Below are 19,080 nucleotides of genomic sequence, written 5' to 3' on the forward strand. Positions count from 1 at the left end.
TCAGGCGTAGGGGCTGTCGGCGCCGGCGGCGGCGGGGTGTTCGGTGCGGGCGGGGCAGCAGCCGATGGGGCAGAGGTCGTGGGAGGGTCCGAGGGCGCCCAGGGCGCAGCGCTCCGTGCGCGTGCCGCGTTCGGTGGCGGCGCGTTCCAGGAGCAGGTCGCGGACGGCGGCGGCGAAGCGGGGGTCGGCGCCGACGGTGGCCGAGCGGCGGACCGGCAGGCCCAGCTCGGCGGCCTTGGCGGTGGCCTCGGTGTCGAGGTCGTACAGGACTTCCATGTGGTCGGAGACGAAGCCGATCGGCACCATGACGGCGGCGGGGGCGCCGGCCGCGCTCAGTTCCTCCAGGTGGTCGCAGATGTCCGGTTCCAGCCAGGGGATGTGCGGGGCGCCGCTGCGGGACTGGTAGACGAGCTTCCAGGGGTGGTCGGTGCCGGTGCGCTCGCGCACCGCGTCGGCGATGAGGCGGGCGACGTCGAGGTGCTGCTTGACGTAGGCGCCGCCGGAGCCGTGGTCGGCGACGGGGCCGGAGGTGTCGGCGGCGGAGTCCGGGATGGAGTGGGTGGTGAAGGCGAGGTGGGCGCCGGCCCGGACGGAGTCGTCGAGGTCGGCGAGGGAGGCGAGGACGCCTTCCACCATGGGCTCCACGAAGCCGGGGTGGTTGAAGTAGTGGCGGAGCTTGTCGACGCGGGGCAGCGGCAGGCCCTCGGCCTCCAGGGCGGCGAGCGCGTCGGCGAGGTTCTCGCGGTACTGGCGGCAGCCGGAGTAGGAGGCGTAGGCGCTGGTGGTGAGGACGGCGATGTGGCGGCGTCCGTCGCGGACCATCTCGCGGAGGGTGTCGGTGAGGTAGGGGGCCCAGTTGCGGTTGCCCCAGTAGACCGGCAGGCCCAGGCCGGCGTCGGCGAAGTCGGCCCGCAGCGCGTCGAGCAGGGCCCGGTTCTGGCCGTTGATCGGGCTCACGCCGCCGAAGAGGAAGTAGTGCTGCCCCACCTCCTTGAGCCGCTCCCTGGGGATGCCGCGGCCGCGCGTCACGTTCTCCAGGAACGGGACGACGTCGTCCGGGCCCTCGGGACCGCCGAAGGAGAGCAGCAGCAGGGCGTCGTACGGGGCGGGATCGTGCTGATCGGACATGGCACCGATCCTCCCACCCGGCACCGACGGCCGGGGGCGCGGCCCGTCCGGCGAAAAAAGAGGGGTGACCGGACGGCTTCGAACCCTTAGGCTTTAGACGTTAATTACACGTGTTGACCGCCAGGCGCGGCGGCACGCCGCGTCGCACAGCCGGAGAACACCTTGGCCAGTCCCTACCGCGCGATCTTCTCGGCGCCCGGTACCGTCTCGTTCTCCGCGGCCGGGTTCCTCGGCCGGATGCCGCTGTCCATGATGGGCATCGGCATCGTCACGATGATCTCCCAGGTCACCGGCCGGTACGGACTGGCCGGCGCCCTGTCGGCGACCCTCGCGATGTCCGCTGCCGTGCTCGGCCCGCAGGTCTCCCGGCTCGTCGACCGGTACGGGCAGCGCCGGGTGCTCCGCCCCGTCACCCTGGTCTCCGTCGTCGCCGCGGCCGGACTGCTGCTCTGCGTGCAGCAGGAGGCCCCGGACTGGACGCTCTTCGCGTTCACGGCCGTCATCGGCGTCGTGCCGAGCGTCGGGGCGATGACCCGGGCCCGCTGGGCGGGCATCTACCGGGGCGACGGGCGGTCGCTGCACACCGCGTACTCGTGGGAGTCGATCGTCGACGAGGTGTGCTTCATCTTCGGCCCGATCATCTCCATCGGTCTGTCGACCACCTGGTTCCCCGAGGCCGGCCCGCTGCTGGCCGGCGTCTTCCTCGCGATCGGCGTCTTCTGGCTGACCGCCCAGCGGGACACCGAGCCGGCGCCGCACCCGCAGCCGGCCGTCAAGGCCGGTTCGGCGCTCCGCTCCCCCGGCCTCCAGGTCCTCGCCCTGGCCTTCGTCGCCACCGGCGCCATCTTCGGCTCGGTGGACGTGGTCACCGTCGCCTTCGCCGAGGAGCGCGGCCAGAAGGCCGCCGCCAGCCTGGTCCTCGCCGTCTACGCGCTGGGCTCCTGCCTGGCCGGCGCGGTCTTCGGACTGCTGCACCTCAAGGGCGAGCCGTCCCGCCGGTGGCTGCTGGGCGTGTGTGCGATGGCCGTGAGTATGATCCCCCTCCTACTGGCCGGGAACCTGCCGTTGCTGGCCGTGGCGCTCTTTGTCGCGGGCCTCTCCATCGCGCCGACGATGGTGACCACGATGGCCCTCGTCGAGAAGCACGTACCGCACACCCAGCTCACCGAGGGCATGACGTGGACCGGCACCGGTCTCGCGATCGGCGTGGCGCTCGGTTCCTCGGCGGCCGGCTGGGTGGTCGACGCCTCGGGGGCGGAGTCGGCGTACGTGGTGCCCGTCGTCTCGGGCGCGCTCGCGGTCGTGGTGGCCCTGCTCGGCCACCGCCGGCTGCGCAGGCCGGTTCCGAACCGGGAGGGGCGAGATGAGCGTGAGGACAGCGGGACCGGGGAGCGCCGGGACGGGCACCCCGTGGCGTAACTGGGCGGGGAACGTCTCGGCCCGGCCGGCGCGGGAAGCGCGCCCGGCGTCGGCCGAGGAGGTGGCCGCCGAGATCCGCCGGGCCGCCGAGGACGGGCTGCCGGTGAAGACGGTCGGCACCGGCCACTCGTTCACCTCGATCGCGGCCACCGACGGCGTGCTGATCCGCCCGGACCTGCTCACCGGCATCCGCGGGATCGACCGCGAGGCGATGACGGTGACGGTGGAGTCGGGCACTCCGCTGAAGCGGCTCAACGTGGCGCTGGCCCGGGAGGGCCTGTCGCTCACGAACATGGGCGACATCATGGAGCAGACCGTCGCCGGGGCCACCTCCACCGGCACCCACGGCACCGGCCGCGACTCGGCCTCGCTCGCGGCCCAGATCCGCGCCCTGGAGCTGGTGACGGCCGACGGCACCGTGCTGACCTGCTCGGCGACGGAGAACCCGGACGTCTTCGCCGCGGCCCGGATCGGGCTCGGCGCGCTCGGCGTGGTCACCGCGCTCACCTTCGCCGTCGAGCCGGTCTTCCTGCTCACCGCGCGGGAGGAGCCGATGCGCTTCGACCGGGTGCTCGCCGACTTCGACGCGCTGCACGCGGAGAACGAGCACTTCGAGTTCTACTGGTTCCCCCACACGGACAACTGCAACACCAAGCGCAATAACCGCAGCGCCGGCCCGGCCGCCCCGCTGCCCCGGTTCGGCGGCTGGTTCGAGGACGAGTTCCTGTCCAACGGCGTCTTCCGGGCCGCGTGCGCGCTCGGCCGCGCGGTGCCGCCGGTCATCCCGGCGATCGCCCGGGTCTCCAGCCGCGCGCTGTCCGCCCGCACCTACACCGACATCCCGTACAAGGTCTTCACCTCGCCGCGCCGGGTCCGCTTCCTGGAGATGGAGTACGCGCTGCCGCGGGAGGCCGCGACGACGGCGCTGCGCGAGCTGAAGGCGATGGTGGAGGGCTCGCCGCTGAAGGTGAGCTTCCCGGTGGAGGTGCGCACCGCGCCCGCCGACGACATCGCGCTGTCCACGGCCTCCGGCCGGGAGACGGTCTACATCGCGGTGCACCTCTACAAGGGAACGCCCCACCGCGGGTACTTCACCGCGGTGGAGCGCATCATGACCGCCCACGGGGGCCGGCCCCACTGGGGGAAGGTGCACACCCGGGACGCCGCGCAGCTGGCCGCCGCCTATCCGCGCTTCGCCGAGTTCACGGCGCTGCGCGACCGGCTCGACCCGGACCGCCGCTTCGGCAACGCCTATCTGCGGCGGGTCCTGGGCGACTGACGGGACCTCACCCGGTGGTGCCGCCGGCCGGCGCGGTGGGCGCGTCCTCGGCGGGCGGGCCGGTCGGGGCGGGCGCCTCGGTGGGCGCGGACGGGGTGGCGGGGGCCGTGGGAGCCGTCGTCGGCGCGGTGGGCTCCTGGGTGGGAGCGCCGCCGCCGTCGCCGGAGCCGGTGGGCTCCTGGGTCGGCGCGGTCGTGGCGTCGCCGCCCGGCGTCGCGGTGCCGGAGCCGGGAGTGGCGCCGGTGGCGGGGGTTTCCGCGTCCGTGCCGGTCCCGTCCCCGGGCTCGCGCGTGCCGTCCTGGCCCGCGGATCCGGTCGGGGCGGGCGTCCGCGGCTCGCCGCTCTGGTCCTGGCCCGGCTGCCGGTCCTGCTCCTGCGGCTGTTCCCGCTCCTCGGGGGCGTCGTGCTGCCCGGTGTCGCCGCCGCGGACCACGGAGCCGAAGGTGGTGGTGCCCTTGGTGCCGCTGAAGTCCTCGCCGGAGACCAGCTCGTAGGCGGTGATGCCGCCCATGGTGACGCCGAAGACGAGCGCGGCGGCCAGCACCGGGCGCCTCCAGCCGCGCAGCCGGGTGCCGTGGGTGGTGGCCGCGCCGAACTCCTCGTCGTACGGGAACGGCGCCGCGGCCTCGGGGACGGTGCCGAGCATCAGGGTGCGGCGGTCGTCCGCGGGCACGGCGGAGGGGGCGGCGGGGACCTGACGCGCCTTCGGCCGGGCGGCGGTGGTGACGTCCCGCACCTGCTTGCCGGTGCGCGTGAAGAGCTGCTGGAAGAGCGGCCCTCCGCAGGTGGCGATGACGCTGATCACACCGGCGCCGACGATCGTCCCGTAGACGCCGAGGGTGGAGGCGAGCTTGGCGGCGATCACCGCCGCGACGGCGCTGCCCGCCACCTGAGGCACGCTCAGGTCGATCTTCCGCTTGTCCGCGCCCCCAGGCGCGGGGTGTTCGCCCGGCCCGTCCCCGGTCCCCGGGGTCCGTATCTCCGGTTCGTCCGGGTCCGCCGGCTGCCTCTGACGCATCTCCACCCTCTGGTTGCTCATCTGTTCCACCGTGCACCCAGAAGGGACCCATGAGCGAAGTGAATAGTTCCGTTTCAGGGGGTTCTGTGAAGAGTGCCACGCGGGAGGAATGGAGTGGAGGGCCCAACTCCCGGGCACACGGAGAAGTAGGGCGGCGCGCCGGTCCACCCGGGTGGCCCGAATGGAGTACATTGACGAACCCTGGGTCCGGACGCCTTCCGGGGCGCCCGGGAACGGAACCGCTACTTAGTGTGACGCCCAGTCACTCCGGGTAGTGAACAGGTAACCGTGCCATAACGGCGGACCGGGGTCCACGCCCGACACGCCGGGCAACTCGGCAAGGTAGTGGCAGGCTGCACCCGGGCAGGCCACACTCGACTAGCGGAAGCAGCGACGCACGTGACGTCGGCAGGCACCACCCGGGAGGTCCCCATGCCCGAACTGCGTGTCGTGGCCGTCTCCAACGACGGCACACGACTGGTGCTCAAGGCTGCCGACAGCACGGAGTACACGCTTCCGATCGACGAGCGGCTGCGGGCCGCCGTCCGCAACGACCGCGCGCGGCTCGGGCAGATCGAGATCGAGGTGGAGAGCCACCTCCGCCCCCGCGACATCCAGGCGCGGATACGAGCCGGTGCCTCCGCGGAGGAGGTCGCCCAGCTCGCCGGCATCCCCGTCGACCGCGTCCGCCGCTTCGAGGGCCCCGTGCTCGCCGAGCGCGCGTTCATGGCCGAGCGCGCCCGTAAGACGCCGGTGCGCCGCCCGGGCGAGAACAGCGGTCCCCAGCTCGGCGAGGCGGTGCAGGAGCGGCTGCTGCTCCGCGGCGCCGAGAAGGACACCGTGCAGTGGGACTCCTGGCGGCGCGACGACGGCACCTGGGAGGTGCTGCTCGTCTACCGGGTCGCCGGCGAGGTGCACACCGCCAGCTGGACCTACGACCCGCCGCGCCGGCTCGTCCAGGCCGTGGACGACGAGGCGCGGGCGCTGATCGGCGAGACCGACGACACCCTCGCCGCCGCGCCGGAGCCCAGCTTCCCCTTCGTACCGAGGATCGCCCGGCTGCCCCGGGACCGGCCGCTCGACCGCGCCCTGGACCGGCAGCTCGACCGGGCGCCGCTGACCGCGTCGGCGGAGCCGGAGGAGGAGCGGGACTCGCTCACCAGCCTCCTGGAGGCGGTGCCGAGCTTCCGCGGCGACCTCGTGGTTCCCGAACAGCCCGACACCGAGCCGTCCGACGAGGTCGAGGCGGAGGAGCCGCCGGCCCCCGCGGCGTCCGCCGGGGCGGGCGCGGCCTACGCCGACGTCCTCATGCCGCGCTCCGTCTCCGGACACCGCGACCGGCTGCACGGCGCCACCGACCGGCAGGCGGAGGCCGACGGCGTCCGCCCGGGCCGCCGCGCGGCCGTTCCCAGCTGGGACGAGATCGTCTTCGGCACCCGCAGGAAGAAGCAGTCGGAGTAGGCCGGAGCAGGACGCAGTAGGACGCAGTACGGCGGCGGGCCCGCACCGGACGGCCGGTGCGGGCCCGCCGCGTCCGGCTATCGCGGGTCCGGTCCCGTGGCCACCGGGCGGGACGGGTCCGAGGACCACTCCGACCAGGAGCCCGCGTAGAGCGCCGCGGGAATCCCGGCCAGCTCCAGCGCCAGCACCTCATGGGCGCCGGAGACCCCGGAACCGCAGTAGACGCCGACCTCCGCCGCCTCCGTCGCGCCCAGCGCCGCGAACCGCTCGCGCAGCTCGCCGGCCGGCCGGAACCGCCCGTCCTCCGCCACGTTCTCCGTCGTCGGCGCCGAGTGCGCGCCCGGGATGTGGCCGCCGACCCGGTCGATCGGCTCCACGTCGCCCCGGTACCGCTCGGCGGCCCGCGCGTCCAGCAGCAGCCCCGACCGGGCCAGCGCCGCCGCCTCGTCCGCGTCGAGCAACCGCAGCCCGCCCGGCTTCGGCGTGAAGTCGCCCGGCTCCGGCTCCGGCACCTCCGTCGACAGCTCCCCCGGCCAGCCGGCCAGACCGCCGTCGAGCACCCGCACGTCCGGGTGGCCCGCCCAGCGCAGCAGCCACCAGGCACGGGCGGCGCCCCAGCCGAGCCCGCCGTCGTACACCACCACCGGACGGCCGGCGCTCACCCCCGCGCGGCGCATCGCCGCCCCGAACGCCTCCGGATCCGGCAGCGGATGCCGGCCGCCGGCCCCGGGCGGTCCGGCCAGTTCGGTGTCGAGGTCCACGTAGACGGCGCCGGGCAGGTGCCCGGCCTCGTACGCCGGGCGGCCGGGCGGGCCCCCGAGGGTCCAGCGCACGTCCAGCAGGACCGGCGGACGGGCACCCGCCGACTCGCTGGCGAGTTCGCTTGCGGAGATGATGGGCTTCATGGGGCCATCCTCGCGCAGCCACGCCCGCGCCGGGGACGGACCCGGCGTCCTCCCGAGGGATCGTGCCAGGACGGGTGCGGCCCGGGGCGGCGCGCCGTGCGCGGGCCGGCGGTTCCACCGGCGGCGGGGCACGGTCACGACCAGGTCCGAGGAGAGAGCGACCATGACCGAGGCGGCGCGACGCAGCCCGGGGACACCCTGCTGGGTGAGTCTGATGGTGCACGGGATCGAGGCGACCCAGGAGTTCTACCGGTCGCTCTTCGGCTGGGAGTTCGTCCCCGGGCCGCAGCAGCTCGGCCCCTACGTACGGGCGCTGCTGGGCGGCCGGGAGGTCGCCGGCATCGGCCAGCTCCCCCCGGACCGGCACCTGGACATCGCGTGGACCACCTATCTGGCCACGGACGACGCCGACGAGACGGCGGAGACCATCCGCTGCTGCGGCGGGACGGTCGCGGTGGGCCCGCTGGACGCCGGCGAGGCCGGCCGGATGGTCATCTGCGCCGACCCCGCCGGGGCCGTCTTCGGCGTCTGGCAGGCGGAGGCCCACCACGGCACCGCGCTCGCGGGCCCGCCCGGGACGCCGGTCTGGAACGAGCTGCTCACCTACGAGACGACCACCGTCGCCAAGTTCTACCGGACGGTCTTCGGCTACGAGGTCGAACCGCTGGTCTCGGCCGACTTCGACTACGCCACCCTGCACGTCGAGGGCCGCCCGATCGCCTCGCTGCACGGAGTGGGCGAGGCGCTGCCCCGGGACCGGGGCCCGCACTGGATGACGTACTTCGAGGTGGCCGACACGGACGCGGCGGCTGGGCTGGTGGTGCGGCTGGGCGGCCAGGTGCTGCGGCCGCCCCGGGACGGCACGGCCGGGCGGCTCGCCCTGGTCGCCGACCCGGAGGGCGCGGTCTTCACCCTCGTGCGGTCCGGCGACCGCTGACTCCCCGCCGCTAGGCGTGGGCCCGCGGGGTCAGCGCCGGCCGCGGACCAGGCCCCGGCGGGGTGCCGGGGGCGCGCTCCGGCCGGGTTCGCCGCCCGGGAGGTCCAGCTGGGTGAGGCGTACGGTGCCGAAGTGGTGGGCGACCGCCGGGTCGGCGTGGTGCGCCGCCAGGTACAGCTCCGTCTCCGCCCGCAGCCCCGGGTGGGCCTTGTGCCGCATGCAGAAGCTCACCGCCCGGACCAGCGGGGCGAGCGAGTCCGGCGCCGGGCCGGGCACCGCCGGCGCCTCGCCGCCCTCCAGGTCGGCGACCAGGTGGTCGACCACGGTGAGCGGGATGCGGTTGCTGTTCTCGAAGGGGGTCAGCCGCTCCAGCAGCTCCTCGGTGCCGACCCGGGCGACGGGGACCCCGTAGTAGACGGCGGCGGTGAGCAGGGCCGTGGAGAAGCAGCCGACGACCAGCTCCAGCTCGCAGCGCTCGTAGAAGGTCTCCGCGAGCAGCGGCACGTCGAGGACGGTGAGCCTCACCCCAGCCTCCTCCGCGGCCTCGCGGAGCGCGGTCGAGTAGCCGGCGGGCGCGGTGGGGTGCGGCTTGAACACGATGCTGCGGTGGCCGAGGGCGGCGGCGCCGCGCAGCATCCGCACGTGCAGTTCCTCCTCCTCCTCGACGGTCAGGAGGCCGAGCGCGGCGAGGTACTGGCCGAGGAGGAGCGCGGTCGGCCGCGCGGCCACGGCGGCGGCGACCGCCGGGTCGTCGCCCGCGTCGGCCGCGATCTCGGCGAGGACCGCGCGGAACGCGGCGTCGGGGACCAGCTCGGACGGCGTCCCGTACTCGGTGAGGAGCATCGGCGTCAGGCCTGGCACCAGGTCGAGGTGGAGCAGCCGGCGGATCCGGCAGGCCAGCGACTGGGCGACGTCCGTGCGGGTGGGGCCGTAGCTCATCAGCCCGTCGGCGTACACCTCGACGCTGCTCTCCGGGAAGCAGGCGCCGAGCGCCTTCGCCGGGTTGACCTGGATGGACTCGACGATCAGCTCGACGCGGGCGGTGCCGAGGTCCCAGGCGGTGCGCAGCACGCGCTGCCACAGCGGGGTCTCCTCGGGGCGGGGGGCCCAGGCGGCCGGGTGGTACGGGTGGATCGTCTCGTTCCAGTCGAGGACGCCGTCGAAGCGGGCGGCGATCCGCGCGTAGCCGGTCATGGTCTCCAGGCGGAGCGCGGTCTCCGGGATCTCGGCGTTGTGCGAGAGGAGGAGCAGGCGGCGGGCGTCGCCGGGGGCGCCGTACAGTCCGGCGTCGATCGCGGCGGCGACGGTCGCGGCGCCGTAGAGGGTGGAGACCTGGAAGATCTGGACCGTGGTGGTGTCGGGGATCATGGTCAGACGGTCCTTCCGGTCTCGCGCAGGCTCCGCAGAAGGGTGGCGCGGGGGGTGTCCATGGTGGCGAGGGTCTCTTCGAGGACGTCCTGCGGCATGCGGTGCAGGGCGTCGGCGACATCGGCGCGGAGCCGCTGGGCGACCTCGGGCTCGTACTTCCCCGCCTTGTTGACGTGGAAGGCGATCATGGCGCAGTAGGTGCGGACGACCTTGGGCAGGAAGCGGTCGGCGTCGCGGTCCCGGGAGACCTCCTCCAGGAGCAGGTCGTAGGAGGGGATGAAGTCCAGCTGGCGGTTGTCGCTGATCTGGGTGAGCGAGGTGGTGACGCCGCGCCGGTAGAAGACGCCGTGCAGGGAGAGGGCGGCGTAGGTGCGGGCCTTCAGGTGGAGGCGCCAGACCCAGAGCCGGTCCTCGGCGGTGCGCAGCTTCGTCTCGAAGCGGGACTGGCCGTTCTCGAAGAGGGTGCGGCCGTAGATGCCGAAGGGGACGAAGGGGTAGTCCACCATCGTGATCATGCTGGCCGGGGCGATGCCGTCGCGGGGGTCCATGACGGCGTCGCGGACCTTGGCGGGGGCGTACTTGACGTGCCGCTTGCGGCCCTCGGCGAGGACGTGGTCGGTGCGGGCGAAGTCGCAGCCCAGGCGCTCTATGCCGTCGACGGCGGCGCGGAGGTGGCCCGGGGCGTACCAGTCGTCGCCGTCGAGGAAGGTGAGGTAGTCGCCGGTGGCGGCGTCGATGCCGGTGTTGCGGGCCTGGGCGACGCCCTTGTTGGTCTCGTGGCGGATGACCCGGGCGTTCGGGATGCGGTCCTTCCAGCGGTCGAGGACGTCCGGGGTCTCGTCGGTGGAGCAGTCGTCGACCAGCAGGAACTCGAAGTCCGGGTCCGCGTTGCGGGCCAGGCTGCGCACGGTGTCGGGGGCGTACGGCCCGACGTTGTGGAAGGGGACGACGACGGAGAGTTTGGGCACGCGGAGAATCCCCACACTGGATCGGGAAGAGGGTCGGACAGGGCAACGCGGAGGTGGAGCGGTGGTGGAAGCGGAGGTGGATTCCGGCTGTCAGGCGCCGGTACGGCGGGCAGCGTAATCGGCGTCCTGGCCGCCCGAACGAGCCTCGTGTGGACGGTCGGTGAACTCTTGTCGTCCCGCGTGCGAACCGTCGGCCGGCCGTGCGGCGCGGCGCCGGACGAGGACGGCGGTGGCGAGGAGACCGAGCAGGGCGGCGGCTCCGGCGGCGGCGCCGAGCCGGACGCCGGGCGGCCGGAACGTGCAGCTCACGCGGGTCGCGCGGCCGTCGAGGGGGACGGCGATCAGGCCCCGGTGGGAGCGGGCGGAGACGGGTGCGGCGTCGCCGGCGGCGCACCGCCAGCCGGTGGCGCGGGGGATGGCGACGACGGCGATGCCGGTGCTGCCGGGCGGCAGTTCGGCGGTGAGGCCGTGGCCGGTGGCGGTGACGCGGGTGGCACCGGTGGCGGTGAGGCGGGCGACGGCGGCGGTGAGCCGGGCGCGGTCGAGGCAGCCGACGGACTGCCGGGGCAGGGTGACGGTCCGGTCGGTGACCAGGTCGATCCGGACCTCGCCGCCGGCCGGGACGGTGCCGAGGGCCCGCATGGCGGCGCGGGTGGCGGGCGGGCGGCCGTCGAAGTCGGCGGGGGCGCCGCCGGCGAGGGCCGCGGTGCCGTGGTACTCGGGTGCCCAGAACCAGACCTCCGTACCGGCCGGGCAGCGGGCCGTGAGGGTGGTGCCGGCGCGGCGGACGGCGGGCAGCGCGTAGACGGAGGAGCCGAGGAGGAGTTCCTGGTTGCGGAAGGCGGACTCCTCGGGGTCCACGGTGGCGTTCCCGGCCGGGTGGACGGTGACGAGCGGCGGTACGGGGGTGGTGGTGGCGGTCGCGGTGCCGCGGGGCGCGGCGTCCTGGCGTACCGGCTCGGTGGCCTCGGAGCGGATCCGGGTGCCGATGGAGAAGATCGCGTCGGTGACGGGGTTGTCGAGGGTCTCCGGGTGGCGGCCCTTGGCGTAGTGGCCGAAGCCGAGGGAGTCGAGGGTGCGGGAGGTGTTCTCGGTGGTGAGGCTGGAGTAGGCGTCGGCGCCCTCGCCGCCGAGGAGCAGCGGTTCATTGCCGCCGGGCAGCGGACCGGGGTCGGTGCGGTACGCGGGCCAGGCGTCGGCGCGGGCGACCTCGGCGGCCACCGCGCGCTGCCAGGGGCCGATCCGGGGTGCCCAGGCGACGTCAGCGCGCTGCCGCACCTCGGTCCGCATCCCGCTGACGGCCGCCTCCCCGGCCTGCGCGGCGAGCAGCAGCACGGCGGCGGTGACGGCGAGGGCGGGCCGCCGGGCGCGGTGGATCAGGAGCGCCGCGGCGCCGGCGAGCAGGAGGGCGGCGCCGGCGGCGGGGTAGGTCCAGGCGTCGATGTCGGTGCTGCCCCGGGCGGCGAGGGCGAGCGCGCCGGCGACGGCGGCGCCGCCGAGGAGGGCGGCCGGGCGGGGCGTTCGGGGGACGGCGGACAGCCAGGCGGCGATCAGCAGCAGGCCGCACAGGACGAAGGTCTGGCGGTACGGGTTGCCGTTGGGCGAGGCGCCCGCGTGCCACAGGAGGTGGGTGGGGCCCCACTGGAGGGAGAGCGTCACCAGGACGATCAGCGCGGTCCAGGCGAGCCGGACGCGCGGGGCGACGGCCGTGTGGAAGGGCAGGCTGAGGGCGAGGACGAGCGCCGGGGTGCCGATGAAGAGCGCCGGCGTGTTCACGTTGGCGGTGGCCGGCAGCAGGCGGCCGAGCAGTTCGGTCCAGCCGGCGGGCGCGAAGACGGTCTCGGGGGTGGGGTCGGCGTACGTCGTGCCGCGGAAGACGACGAGGACGAGCGGGGCGGCGAGGCCCACGCCGAGGCCGACCGTGCGCGCGGCCCGCAGCAGGGCGCCGGGCCAGGGGCGCGGCTGCTCGTCCGGGCCGGCGGTGCAGAGCCGGACGGCGAGGAAGAGCGCCGCGCCGAGGGTGGCCATGTAGGCGGTGTAGAAGTTGGCGATCCAGGCGACGGCGACGACGAGCGGGCCGAGCACCGGCCGCCGGCCGGCCCTGGCCCACTCGGCGACCAGGCACAGCAGCGGGAAGGCGATGAGGCCGTCCAGCCACATGGGCACGGAGGCGCCGTGGTTGAAGGTCCAGCCGGAGAGCGCGTACGCGGCGCCGAGGAGGGCGGCGAGGGGCCACGGGCCGGTGCGTCCGGGCGGGCGGAGCCGGACCAGCAGCGCGGCCATCGCCGCGCCCGCGGCGGCGATCTTGAGCGCGGTGATGACGTACAGCGCGAGTTCCGGCCGGTCGGCCGGGAAGAGGACGACGAGCAGGGAGAACGGGCTGCTCAGATAGGTGCCGATGTCGCCGAGGAAGCCCGCGCCGAAGCCGGAGTTCCAGTTGAGGAACGCGTCGCCGTGGGTGTCGCCGAGCAGGAAGGCGCGCCAGTAGGCGTGGTACGGCAGGTACTGCTGGCCCAGGTCGACGACGTTCCGGGTGTACGGGCCGAGGGGGTGGCTGCGGGCGAGCGCGGTGGCGAGCGCGAACACGGCGGCGGTGAGCAGTCCGGCACCGGCGGGGGCGAGCAGTCGCGGGTCGCGGAGCGGTCGGGGGCCGCCGCGTGCCCCGTCCCGGGCGGGTTCGGGCACGGGTGGGGCGGCGGGTGGCACGGGTCCTCCAGGGAGCACGGGGCTCTCTCGTCGATCACCCGCGGCGAACGCACGGCGGGACGACCCCATTACTCCTGGTGGGGGCGACCCGAAGTGGATCACCCGGCGATCCCCCGGCGACCCTCGGGTGAACAGCGGGTGTCACCACCGCCGTCCGGGTGACCGGCGGGGCGCCCGGCCCGGCGCGTCGGGGGCCTCAGACCGGCCGGCGCGTCAGGCCGGGGTGACGGGGAGGACGTCCGGCGAGAGGGCCGCCGCGCGGGCGCTCGCGCTCGTCATCCGCCGGCGGTGGTGGCGGCGGCACAGCACCTCGTACCCGACGACCTCGGCGGCCGTGTTCACGTCGCCGACGACGACCTGCTCGCCCTCGACGACCATGTGGCCGCCGACGGTCCGCGCGTTGTGGGTGGCCCGGGCGCCGCACCAGCACAGGGCCTCGACCTGGAGCTGCTCGATCCGGTCGGCGAGCTCGATCAGGCGCTGCGAGCCCGGGAAGAGCTTGGTGCGGAAATCGGTCGTGATCCCGAAGGCGTACACGTCGAGGCCGAGGTCGTCGACGATCCGCGCGAGCTGGTCGATCTGGACCGGCGCGAGGAACTGCGCCTCGTCCACGATCACGTAGTCGGCCTTGCCGCCCTGGGAGAGCTGGTCGACGAGATGGCCGTACAGGTCCATGCCCTCGGGCGCCTCGACGGCCTCGGTCACCAGGCCGAGCCGCGAGGACAGCTTGCCGGCGCCCGCCCGGTCGTCCCGGGTGAAGATCACGCCCTGGAGGCCGCGCGCGTCGCGGTTGTGCGCGATCTGGAGCGCCAGCGTGCTCTTTCCGCAGTCCATCGTTCCGGAGAAGAACACCAGCTCGGGCATGACGGGTCGGAAACCTTTCGGGTCGGGGGCGGTACGGAGGGTCAGGCGCGGACTTCGAGCAGCGGCACATGCTGCTCGGCCGGGGTCATCGACCCGTGCATGCCGGTCATCTGGGTCTCCAGCGGCTCGCCGACGGAGGCGACGAGCGCCACGTCGTGGTGGGCGGCGGCGACCACGTCGCCGATCCGGCCGTACACCCGCTCGTCGACGGTGTCGCCGAACCAGCCGAGCGCGATCGCCTCGTCGCGGCCCGCCACCCAGAACTGCTCGCCGAGGACCTCGCGCCAGCAGGTGAGGACGTCGGCCTCGGCGCCGGGCACGGCGTAGACGTGCCGGGCGCGGCCCTCGCCGCCGAGGAGGGCGACGCCGGCGCGCAGCTCCCAGTCCTCGTCGACATCGATGCGGTGCTCCTCGTCGAAGGGCACGTCGACCATGCCGTGGTCGGCGGTCACGTACAGCGTCGAGCGGGCCGGCAGCTGCTCGGCGAGCCGCCGCACCAGCCGGTCGACCATCATCAGCTGGCCGCGCCAGGCGTCCGAGTCGATGCCGAAGCGGTGCCCGGCCCCGTCGAGCTCGCTGTAGTACGTGTAGACCAGCGCGCGGTCGCCGGCGGCCAGCTGCTCGGCGGCGAGGTCCATGCGCTCCTCGCCGGAGAGCCGCCCGTGGAAGGTGCCGCCGCTCAGCGCGACCTGGGTGAGCGGGGTCTGCTCGAAGATCGGGGAGGAGACCTGCGCGGTGTGGACCCCGGCCTCGTGGGCCAGCCGGAAGACGGTGGGGTACGGCTGCCACACCTTCGGCTCGGTCCAGGGGCGCCACTTGAGCTGGTTCATCAGCTCGCCGCTCCGAGGGTCGCGGACGGTGTAGCCGCCGAGGCCGTGGCTGCCGGGGGCGCGGCCGGTGCCGACGGAGGCCAGCGAGGTCGCGGTGGTGGCGGGGAAGCCGGCGGTGATCGGCCGGCCGGTGCCGCCGCGGGAACTGCCGAGCAGCGAGGTCAGATAGGGGGCCTCGTCCGGGTGGGCCTTGATCTGCTCCCAGCCGAGCCCGTCGACGAGGAAGACGCAGACGCGGTCGGCGGGGGTCAGCTCGGCGATCCGCGCCTCGAAGCCGGGGACGCCCTGGCCGGCGACGACGGTGGGCAGCAGGTCGGCGAGGGAGCCGGTGCCGTATGCGGGCACGGGCGCGCTCGCCGGGTCGAGCGGCTCCGGTTCGTCGGGCCAGCCGTGGGCGACGGAGGTCGGCTGCGCCATCAGCGGCCGGCCGTCGGCGCGGTGGCGGCGGTGGCCTCGGAGAGCGCCTGGGCGAAGACGAGGGTCTGCCGGACGGTGTCCGGGCCGTCGCCGGCCTCGCTGACGCGCAGGCTGAGGTCGTCGGCGGTGGCGTTGCCGGTGTAGCCGTGGTCGGCGTCGCAGTTCGGGTCGCCGCAGGCGGCGGGCTCCAGGTCGATCCGGGAGACGGCGCCCCAGCCGATGGTGAGGACGACCTCGCGGGGCACGGTGCCGGGGGTGTACGACTCCGGGTTGGCGACGACCCGGCTGACCACGACCGACGAGATCCGGTCGAGCTTCACGGACTCGGTGGACGTGGTGGCGTAGGGGCTCGGGGAGCTGTTGTCGGCGGCCTGCTCGTCGGTGTGGCTGACGATGAACCGGCTCGGGGTCAGCACGAGCACGGTGACGTGGCGCCGGACCTCGTTGGCGTCGAAGGTGGTCTCCTGGTGGACCACGTACGACGCGACGTCCTCGCCGCCGACGGCGGCCTCCACCGCCTCGGCCACGAGTGCCGGGTAGTAGCCGCTGCGCTCGATCGCCGCGCGCAGCCCCTGGGTCGTCGTACCGGTCTTCGCCATGGACTCCATCCTACGGGGCGGTGGACCCCCTCCGGCCCGTCAGTAGCCGGGCAGGCGGCGGGGGCCGAGGTCGGTGGTGGGTGCCGCCGGGGCGAGCCGGACCTGGGCGCCGAGGACGGACACGCCGGCGGGGGCGACCACGGCCGGTTCGAGGACGACGGAGACGATCTCCGGGTGGTCGTCGACGAGCCGGGAGACCCTGAGCAGCAGCTCCTCCAGGGCGGGGGTGTCGACCGGCGCCGAGCCGCGCCAGCCGAACAGCAGCGGGGCGGTGCGGATGGAGCGGACCAGCTCGGCGGCGTCCCGGTCGGTGGCCGGAACGAGTCGGTGGGCCATGTCGCCGAGCAGTTCGGACGCGGCGCCGGCCAGGCCGAAGGAGAGCACCGCGCCGGCCGCCGGGTCGATGGTGGCGCGCACGACGGTGTCGACGCCCCGGGGCGCCATCGCCTGGACGACGGGCTGGAGCTCGGCGGGCCTGCCCAGGGCCTCGGTGAGCTCGGCGTAGGCGGTGCGCAGCTGCTCCTCGGTGGCCAGGTCGAGGCGGACGCCGCCGAGGTCGGGGCGGTGGCGGAGGTGGGGGGCGGTGGTCTTGAGCGCCACGGGGTAGCCGAGCCGGGCCGCGGCGGCGACGGCCTCGTCGGGTCCGGGCGCGGGCAGGGCGGGGCGGACCTCGATGCCGTACCGGCCGAGCAGGGCGCGGGCCTCGTCGGCGGTGAGGGTGACGCCCCGGGACTCCTGGCCGGCGCCCCGCTCGCCGAGCACCCGGTCGATGAGGGCGGCGGCGCCGGTCTCGTCGATGGAGTCGTACTCGGGTACGCGTCCCGGGTCGGCGGCCTGGCGCCGCCACTGCCCGTACCGCACGGCTTCGGCGAGCGCGCGGACGGCCCGCTCGGCGGCCGGGTAGGCGGGGATGTTGCGGACGGGCTCGGACGGCCGCGGGTCCCGCGCGTCCGGGGCCGGCTCCTCCGTCGCGGGGGCGGCCTCCGGGGCGGGGGCGGCCTCCGGGGCGGGCGGTGCGGCGGCGGCCGGGCGGCGGGGGCGCGCGGGCGCGGGGCGGGTGCTGGTGGCGGCGGAGAGGGCTTCGGCGAGTCCGCCCATCTCGACGTGGACGACGACGACCGGCTTGGCGGCGCCCGCGGCGCCCGCGCCGGCGACGGCCTCGCGGAGGGACGCGGCGAGCACCTCGGTGGTGCCCTCGACGCCGACCCAGGGGATCGCGGTGACGACGACGGCGTCGCAGGAGTCGTCGGCGAGGGCCGCGGCGAGCGCGTCCCGGAAGTCGGCCGGGGTGGCGCCGGTCGTCAGGTCCACGGGCCGCTGCGGGCGCAGCCCCTCGGTGAGGCAGGCGTCGTACGTGAGGAGGCCGAGCGACTCCGAGTTGCCGAGGATCGCGACGCGCGGTCCGGCGGGCAGCGGCTGACCGGCGAGGAGCAGTCCGGCGTCGACGAGTTCGGTGACGGTGTCGACGCGGATGACGCCGGCCTGGCGGAGCAGCGCGGAGACGGTGGCGTGCGGGATGCGGGTGACGGGGACGCGGTGGCCGGGCGGGGCGCTGCCGCTGTGGCGGGCGCCCTTGACGACGACGACCGGTTTGACGGCGGCGGTGCGGCGGGCGAGCCGGGTGAACTTGCGGGGGTTGCCGATCGACTCCAGGTAGAGCAGGACGACGTCGGTGGCCGGGTCGTCGTACCAGTGCTGGAGGAAGTCGTTGCCGGAGACGTCGGCGCGGTTGCCGGCGGAGATGAAGGAGGAGAGGCCCGCGCCACGCCGGTGCAGTCCGGCGAGGAGGGCGATGCCGATGGCGCCGGACTGGGTGAAGAGGCCGATGCGGCCGGCGGCGGGCATCTCGGGGGCGAGGGAGGCGTTGAGCCGCACGTCGTCGGCGGTGTTGATGATGCCGAAGGCGTTGGGGCCGATGATCCGCATGCCGTACGAGCGGGCCTGCCGGACCAGGGCGCGCTGCCGCTCGCGGCCCTCGGTGCCGCTCTCGGCGTATCCGGCGGAGAGGACGACGAGGCCGCGGACGCCGTGCTCGCCGCAGTCGGCCACGACATCGGGGACCCGTTCGGCGGGGACGGCGACGACCGCGAGGTCGACGGTGGCGCCGATGGCGGCGACGGAGGGGAAGGCGGGCACGCCGTCGAGTGCGGCGCCGGGGGTGCCGAGCACGGGGTTGACCGCGTACAGCCGGCCGGTGAAGCCGGTGCCCCGCAGGTTCCGCAGGACCGTGCGGCCGACGCCGCCGGGGGTGCGTCCGGCGCCGACGACGGCGACGGAGCCGGGGGCGAGGAGCCGCTGGACGGAGCGGGCCTCGGCGCGCTGCTCGCGGGCGCGCTGGACGGCGAGGGAGCGGTCGGTGGGCTCCAGGTCGAGGTGGAGCCGGACCGAGCCGTCCTCGAAGCTGCGCTTCTGGGTGTAGCCGGCGTCCGTGAACACCTTGATCATCTTGGTGTTGGCGGGCAGTACCTCGGCGGCGAAGCGGCGGATGCCGCGCTCGCGGGCGACGGCCGCGATGTGTTCGAGGAGCGCGGAGGCGACGCCGCGCCCCTGGTGGGCGTCCTGGACGAGGAAGGCGACCTCGGCCTCGTCGGCGGGCGCGGAGGCGGGCAGGCCGCGGGCGTCGATCCGGTCGTAGCGGACGGTGGCGATGAACTCGCCGCCGACGGTGGCGGCGAGGCCGACCCGGTCGACGAAGTCGTGGTGGGTGAAGCGGTGGACGTCCTTGGCGGAGAGCCGGGGGTAGGGGGCGAAGAATCGGTAGTACTTCGACTCGTCCGAGACCTGCTCGTAGAAGCTGACGAGCCGGCCTGCGTCGTCGGCGGTGATGGGGCGCACGCGCGCGGTGCCGCCGTCGCGGAGCACGACGTCGGCCTCCCAGTGGTCGGGGTAGGCGTGCTCCTGCGGGGCCGGGCGCCCGGCCGGGGCCTGCCGCTCCCCCGGTCCCGCACCGCCCGTCCCGTCCGGTCCGTCCGCCTGTTCCGACGTGCTCCGCATGGGGCACAGCCTACGGCCGGGGTCCGACAGCGGCACCGTCCGCGCGCGGCCCGGGAGGGACGCGGCACGGTCCGCGCGCCGCCGGGGCGGGAGGGCCGGAGGTCGTACGGTGGGGGGACCAACGTCGACGGGAGCACTCCGCTTCCCGTGAGAGACTGGTCTAGACAACCGCTGAAGACCTGAAGGG

General features: G+C 75.1%; 14 protein-coding genes. 4 read left to right on the forward strand and 10 right to left on the reverse strand.

Annotated features, from left to right (window positions below):
• Positions 1–1,128 (reverse strand): ferrochelatase, encoded by a 1,128-nt coding sequence (locus tag ACFVQZ_RS11520; protein ID WP_383621251.1) that lies wholly within the window; start codon positions 1,126–1,128, stop codon positions 1–3.
• A 162-nt stretch (positions 1,129–1,290) separates the two neighbouring features.
• On the opposite strand from ACFVQZ_RS11520, the gene ACFVQZ_RS11525 reads away from it, so the two are divergent.
• Together ACFVQZ_RS11525 and ACFVQZ_RS11530 are read left to right on the forward strand one after the other, a co-directional pair.
• Positions 1,291–2,547: an MFS transporter gene (locus tag ACFVQZ_RS11525; RefSeq protein ID WP_036414912.1), complete on the forward strand. Its 1,257-nt coding sequence runs from the start codon at positions 1,291–1,293 to the stop codon at positions 2,545–2,547.
• Entirely contained in the window at positions 2,492–3,826 is a 1,335-nt protein-coding gene (locus ACFVQZ_RS11530) for a D-arabinono-1,4-lactone oxidase (protein WP_383621253.1), read from the forward strand. The genes ACFVQZ_RS11525 and ACFVQZ_RS11530 overlap by 56 nt, the downstream gene beginning before the upstream one ends.
• A gap of 7 nt (positions 3,827–3,833) precedes the next feature.
• On the opposite strand, the gene ACFVQZ_RS11535 is transcribed toward ACFVQZ_RS11530, so the two are convergent.
• Positions 3,834–4,865: a hypothetical protein gene (locus ACFVQZ_RS11535; protein WP_383621254.1), complete on the reverse strand. Its 1,032-nt coding sequence runs from the start codon at positions 4,863–4,865 to the stop codon at positions 3,834–3,836.
• Between the two features lie 378 nt (positions 4,866–5,243).
• Between ACFVQZ_RS11535 and sepH the strand changes: the two genes are divergently transcribed.
• Positions 5,244–6,305, forward strand: a complete 1,062-nt coding sequence (gene sepH, locus ACFVQZ_RS11540) for a septation protein SepH (RefSeq protein ID WP_081959098.1) — start codon at positions 5,244–5,246, stop codon at positions 6,303–6,305.
• Between the two features lie 77 nt (positions 6,306–6,382).
• On the opposite strand, the gene ACFVQZ_RS11545 is transcribed toward sepH, so the two are convergent.
• Positions 6,383–7,210: a sulfurtransferase gene (locus ACFVQZ_RS11545; protein WP_383621257.1), complete on the reverse strand. Its 828-nt coding sequence runs from the start codon at positions 7,208–7,210 to the stop codon at positions 6,383–6,385.
• A gap of 163 nt (positions 7,211–7,373) precedes the next feature.
• Here ACFVQZ_RS11545 and ACFVQZ_RS11550 point away from each other — a divergent pair, with 163 nt between their 5' ends.
• A complete protein-coding gene (locus ACFVQZ_RS11550) occupies positions 7,374–8,147 on the forward strand; it encodes a VOC family protein (protein ID WP_383621258.1) in 774 nt (257 codons plus the stop codon).
• Between the two features lie 30 nt (positions 8,148–8,177).
• Here ACFVQZ_RS11550 and ACFVQZ_RS11555 read toward each other — a convergent pair whose 3' ends face one another.
• The 7 genes from ACFVQZ_RS11555 to ACFVQZ_RS11585 form a co-directional block, all read right to left on the reverse strand.
• A complete protein-coding gene (locus ACFVQZ_RS11555; RefSeq protein WP_383621260.1) occupies positions 8,178–9,515 on the reverse strand; it encodes a polysialyltransferase family glycosyltransferase in 1,338 nt (445 codons plus the stop codon).
• Between the two features lie 2 nt (positions 9,516–9,517).
• Positions 9,518–10,483, reverse strand: a complete 966-nt coding sequence (locus ACFVQZ_RS11560) for a glycosyltransferase family 2 protein (protein WP_030495126.1) — start codon at positions 10,481–10,483, stop codon at positions 9,518–9,520.
• A 90-nt stretch (positions 10,484–10,573) separates the two neighbouring features.
• On the reverse strand, positions 10,574–13,189 hold the full coding sequence (locus ACFVQZ_RS11565; protein WP_383621262.1) for a YfhO family protein: 2,616 nt from the start codon (positions 13,187–13,189) through the stop codon (positions 10,574–10,576).
• Between the two features lie 213 nt (positions 13,190–13,402).
• Positions 13,403–14,053: a thymidine kinase gene (locus ACFVQZ_RS11570; protein ID WP_030495124.1), complete on the reverse strand. Its 651-nt coding sequence runs from the start codon at positions 14,051–14,053 to the stop codon at positions 13,403–13,405.
• Positions 14,054–14,094: 41 nt separating this feature from the next.
• Entirely contained in the window at positions 14,095–15,300 is a 1,206-nt protein-coding gene (locus ACFVQZ_RS11575; protein WP_383621264.1) for an alkaline phosphatase family protein, read from the reverse strand.
• Positions 15,300–15,899, reverse strand: a complete 600-nt coding sequence (locus tag ACFVQZ_RS11580) for a DUF5998 family protein (RefSeq protein WP_030495122.1) — start codon at positions 15,897–15,899, stop codon at positions 15,300–15,302. The genes ACFVQZ_RS11575 and ACFVQZ_RS11580 overlap by 1 nt, the downstream gene beginning before the upstream one ends.
• 39 nt (positions 15,900–15,938) lie before the next feature.
• Entirely contained in the window at positions 15,939–18,893 is a 2,955-nt protein-coding gene (locus ACFVQZ_RS11585) for a GNAT family N-acetyltransferase (RefSeq protein WP_383621266.1), read from the reverse strand.
• Positions 18,894–19,080 lie beyond the last annotated feature (187 nt).

This window comes from Streptomyces sp. NPDC057854 (assembly GCF_042797055.1).
Taxonomy (GTDB): Bacteria; Actinomycetota; Actinomycetes; order Streptomycetales; family Streptomycetaceae; genus Streptomyces.